Here is a 3,770-nt window from a genome sequence, read left to right on the forward strand (position 1 = left end):
GCCTTGTGCAGTTGGCGATGCCGGGCACTGATGACAGCAGCGCTGTGTTGGTGGATCCGCTGGCTGACGGCCTGTCGCTTGGACCTCTTTACGAGCTGTTTCGCGACACGTCAGTCGTCAAGGTGTTCCACGCCGCCCGGCAAGATCTTGAGATTTTCTATGTCGATGCGCAGGTCTTTCCCGAACCACTGTTCGACACGCAGGTGGCCGCGATGGTCTGCGGCTTTGGAGAACAGGTCGGATACGAGACGCTGGTGCGCAAGATTGCCAAGCAGTCACTCGACAAAACCTCCCGTTTTACGGACTGGTCGCGGCGGCCTCTGACTGACGCGCAGAAGACATATGCGATTGCAGACGTCACGCACCTTCGGCAGATTTACGAATTCCTTGCCGGCAAGCTGGCGGAAAGTGGGCGCGCGCGCTGGGTGTCGGAAGAGTTGCAGACGCTGCTTAGCCCGGCCACCTACGTGATCAACCCTGAGGACGCCTGGAAACGGGTCAAGACACGCACGCATTCAGCACGGTTCCTTGCTGTGGTCAAGGAATTGGCGGCGTTTCGCGAAACGCACGCACAGAAACGCAACATCCCCCGCAACCGGGTGTTCAAGGACGATGCGCTGGTGGAACTGGCCAGCAACAAGCCGAAATCCTTCGAAGATTTGGGTCGCTCGCGGCTGCTGCTCCGCGAGGCACGCAAGGGCGACATCGCGGATGGCATCCTTGCCGCGGTCCAGCGCGGCTTGGACATGGATCCCGACACAATGCCGCGCCCGGACCGTTCACGCGAAAAGCTGCAGGTGAACCCGGCCTTGGCCGACTTGCTGCGCGTGCTGCTCAAGGCCAAGACGGAAAGTGCAGGGGTTGCGGCGAAGTTGATCGCCTCGGCCGCGGATTTGGATGCGCTGGCGGCAGGGGTGCGGGATGTTCCTGCGCTTCAAGGCTGGCGCTCAGAAGTGTTTGGCACGGATGCTCTGCGGCTTTGTGATGGGCGCGTGGCACTCACGGCCAAGGGGGCCGACGTTCAGATCATTCCACTGGACTGACGGACGCGCCTAATCAACGACGCGTTGTGGATTGTGCATTGCGCAGGCCCTCGACCCGGATCACGCGGATCTCTGACAGTTCCTGATCGGTCAGACGGCGGGCGGCCGTGACCGTGCGCACGCGCTGGCTGAGTGTGCGTGTCGGGCGGTCCGAATGGATGCCCCGCAGCTGATAAGTCAGCACACCATCTACGGGCACGTTTTCGTCGCTTTCAGTGGTCAAACGTACGTCATAGACACGGTCCTCGCCCGCGATGCCTGTGGCGCGCACGATAGCACCGCCGGGGACGGGTTCGATCACCAAACCTGTGACCTGGTCAATCGGTGTCCCGACATAGAGTTCTGTCTGATCCCGCAGACTGGAAAACAGGCCCGCTCGCCGCGTTTCAGGGATCAGCGGGTTGGTCTCGGCCCTTGGATCGGGCTGAACTGGTCCAGACCGGCTGTTGCCAAACCAGTTGACCGGGTTCACCCGGCTATCACGAACGGCGGCGCAGGCCGATAGGGTCAACGTGGCAACCAGAAGGGCAGGTAGGATCAGGCGCATTGTCCGCTCGCATCTTTGCTTTTGGCACATGTGGTAGCGGATGCGGGCGCCGTTGAAAAGCATCCATTGCCGCTCTGGACCTTTGTGGCTGCTGCGCCTAGGTCACAAAGGCACAGGCATAAAGTGGGGACACCGGATGGCAACGGCCAGCTTTGAAGAGATCGTGGAAGATTTTGAGTTTCTCGAGGATTGGGAGGACCGCTATCGCTATGTGATCGAACAGGGCAAGGCGATGGAGCCACTGCCCGATGCGCTTAAAGTCCCAGCAACCAAGGTCGACGGCTGTGCCAGCCAGGTGTGGCTGCATCCGCAGATCGAAAACGGGGTATTCCGGTTTGACGGCGAAAGCGATGCAATGATCGTGAAGGGACTGATTGCGGTGCTGCGCAGGCTCTACAACGGTTTGCCGGTGGCCGAGGTGCGGGCGGTTGATGCGCGGGCAGAAATGGCGCGCCTTGGGTTGAACGACCACTTGTCGGCGCAACGGTCAAATGGGCTTCGGGCCATGATCGAGCGAATCCAGTTGGTGGCGGCCACTGCGTGATCCTGCGGTCGCCTGCTGGCGACGACATCTTTCAGGGGGCGCTGCCCGCACCGTCGTATTCTTAGTCAGAAGAAGATGCCGTCAAAGCCGCTTCAGCGCGGCTTGTAAATCGCCATACCCTGTGAAGCGACGCTCAAAGGTCAATCCCAGGGTTCGTGCCGCACTGCGTGCCTTTTCGGTCAGGCTTGGGTCATCAGTCTGGGCCTGGTAGACAAGTTTTTCGTAGTTGCCGAAATACATATCCCGCAGTTCGGGATGGCGGTCGAGGCCCATTGGTTTGATCACGAAGGCTTCGAATTGGCGAACAAGAAAGTCGGTCAGATAGAAGGTGGTGATTTCGCTTTCGCTTTGCTTCGCAAATCTCTCATTTCCCTCGAAAAAGCTATAGCAGTGGGGTCCTGCGATCATCTCGACGCCCATCTCTGCACAGGCGGCTTGCAACTGGCCGCCCGTGCCGCAATCTGCATAGACTACAAAGATGGTGTCATAGGTGTCGTGGTGCTTGGCGACTGCCTCACACACGGCCTCTGTGATCTTGTCGGGGAACAGGTGGTACTTGGCGGGCAGGCACGCCAGGTCCATGTGAACCCAGCCGTTTGTGTGTTTCAGGTCCAGAATTTCTCGGGCGAGTGCTCCGCAAGCAACCAGCAGGATACGTCCCGCACCGGTCGCCGGTAGCCCAGAGTCAGTCAATTGCGCGTCTGTCAGCGCCATTTGATCGAACACCCCATGCTCGCTGTCTGGTCTTTGGGTCCGTGTCCCGTCTCAGCCACCTGCCGCATGGCGTTCAGCAGCTCTGGAATGCGATTTGTTGCGTCTCCCATTCGCGCGTCATCCAGCCGTCCCCGGTATTGCAGTTGCCCATCCCGATTGAAGCCGAAGAAATCGGGTGTGCAGACAGCGCCATAGGCTTTTGCCACGGACTGATCCGCGTCGATGAGGTAGGGAAAGTCAAACCCGTGTTTTGCAGCGAAACCGGGCATTTTGTCCGGAGCGTCAGCGGGGTAAGCGGCACAATCATTCGCGTTGATCGCCACCACGCCGATGCCAAGTGTTTTCAAAGCCCTCGCATCCGCCGCGAGTCGGTCCGCAATGGCGATGACATAGGGGCAATGATTGCAGATGAACGCCACCAGCACGCCATTTTCGCCTACGTGGTCGGATAGGCTGTGCATGGTGCCATACGCGTCGGCGAGGCTGAACTGTGGCGCAGGCGCGCCAAAGTCGCAGATCGGTGTATCAAGCAGCATGTCGTCCTCCGGTTGGTCCGGGGCGACAGGACAGTCAGCCTGCCGCCAGTTGGTTGTGCTTGCGGGCCACGAATTCCTTGGCCGTTTCGACTGCCACGGCCGCGTCGCGGCAATAGGCATCAGCACCGATCGCCTTGCCGAACTCTTCATTCAGCGGCGCGCCACCGACCAGAACGATATAGTCATCGCGAATGCCCTGTTCGACCATCGTGTCGATCACGACTTTCATGTAGGGCATGGTTGTTGTCAGCAGTGCCGACATGCCCAGAATGTCCGGACCTTCCTGTTCGATCGCTTCCAAGTAGTTTTCGACCGGGTTGTTGATGCCCAGATCGACAACTTCGAAACCTGCGCCTTCCATCATCATCGACACAAGGTTCTTACCG

At 59.6% G+C, this 3,770-nt stretch carries 6 protein-coding genes; 2 read left to right on the plus strand and 4 right to left on the minus strand.

Going from position 1 to position 3,770, the window contains the following annotated elements:
• A partial coding sequence (rnd, locus tag AC6RA8_RS21680) for a ribonuclease D (RefSeq protein ID WP_500355806.1) occupies window positions 1-1,043 on the plus strand: 1,043 nt, incomplete at its 5' end.
• Between the two features lie 13 nt (window positions 1,044-1,056).
• On the opposite strand, the gene AC6RA8_RS21685 is transcribed toward rnd, so the two are convergent.
• Entirely contained in the window at window positions 1,057-1,590 is a 534-nt protein-coding gene (locus tag AC6RA8_RS21685) for a hypothetical protein (RefSeq protein ID WP_500355808.1), read from the minus strand.
• A gap of 136 nt (window positions 1,591-1,726) precedes the next feature.
• On the opposite strand from AC6RA8_RS21685, the gene AC6RA8_RS21690 reads away from it, so the two are divergent.
• Window positions 1,727-2,134, plus strand: coding sequence for a SufE family protein (locus AC6RA8_RS21690; protein ID WP_500355810.1), 408 nt, complete (start codon window positions 1,727-1,729; stop codon window positions 2,132-2,134).
• A gap of 81 nt (window positions 2,135-2,215) precedes the next feature.
• Here the strand turns inward: AC6RA8_RS21690 and AC6RA8_RS21695 are convergent, their stop codons facing one another.
• From AC6RA8_RS21695 to AC6RA8_RS21705, 3 genes are all read right to left on the minus strand, one after another.
• Window positions 2,216-2,848, minus strand: a complete 633-nt coding sequence (locus AC6RA8_RS21695; RefSeq protein WP_500355812.1) for a DUF1638 domain-containing protein — start codon at window positions 2,846-2,848, stop codon at window positions 2,216-2,218.
• Window positions 2,839-3,384, minus strand: coding sequence for a thioredoxin family protein (locus tag AC6RA8_RS21700; protein WP_500355813.1), 546 nt, complete (start codon window positions 3,382-3,384; stop codon window positions 2,839-2,841). The genes AC6RA8_RS21695 and AC6RA8_RS21700 overlap by 10 nt, the downstream gene beginning before the upstream one ends.
• Window positions 3,385-3,418: 34 nt before the next feature.
• A partial coding sequence (locus AC6RA8_RS21705) for a cobalamin-dependent protein (RefSeq protein WP_500355815.1) occupies window positions 3,419-3,770 on the minus strand: 352 nt, incomplete at its 5' end.

The sequence above is a fragment of the Tateyamaria sp. genome, from assembly GCF_059783535.1.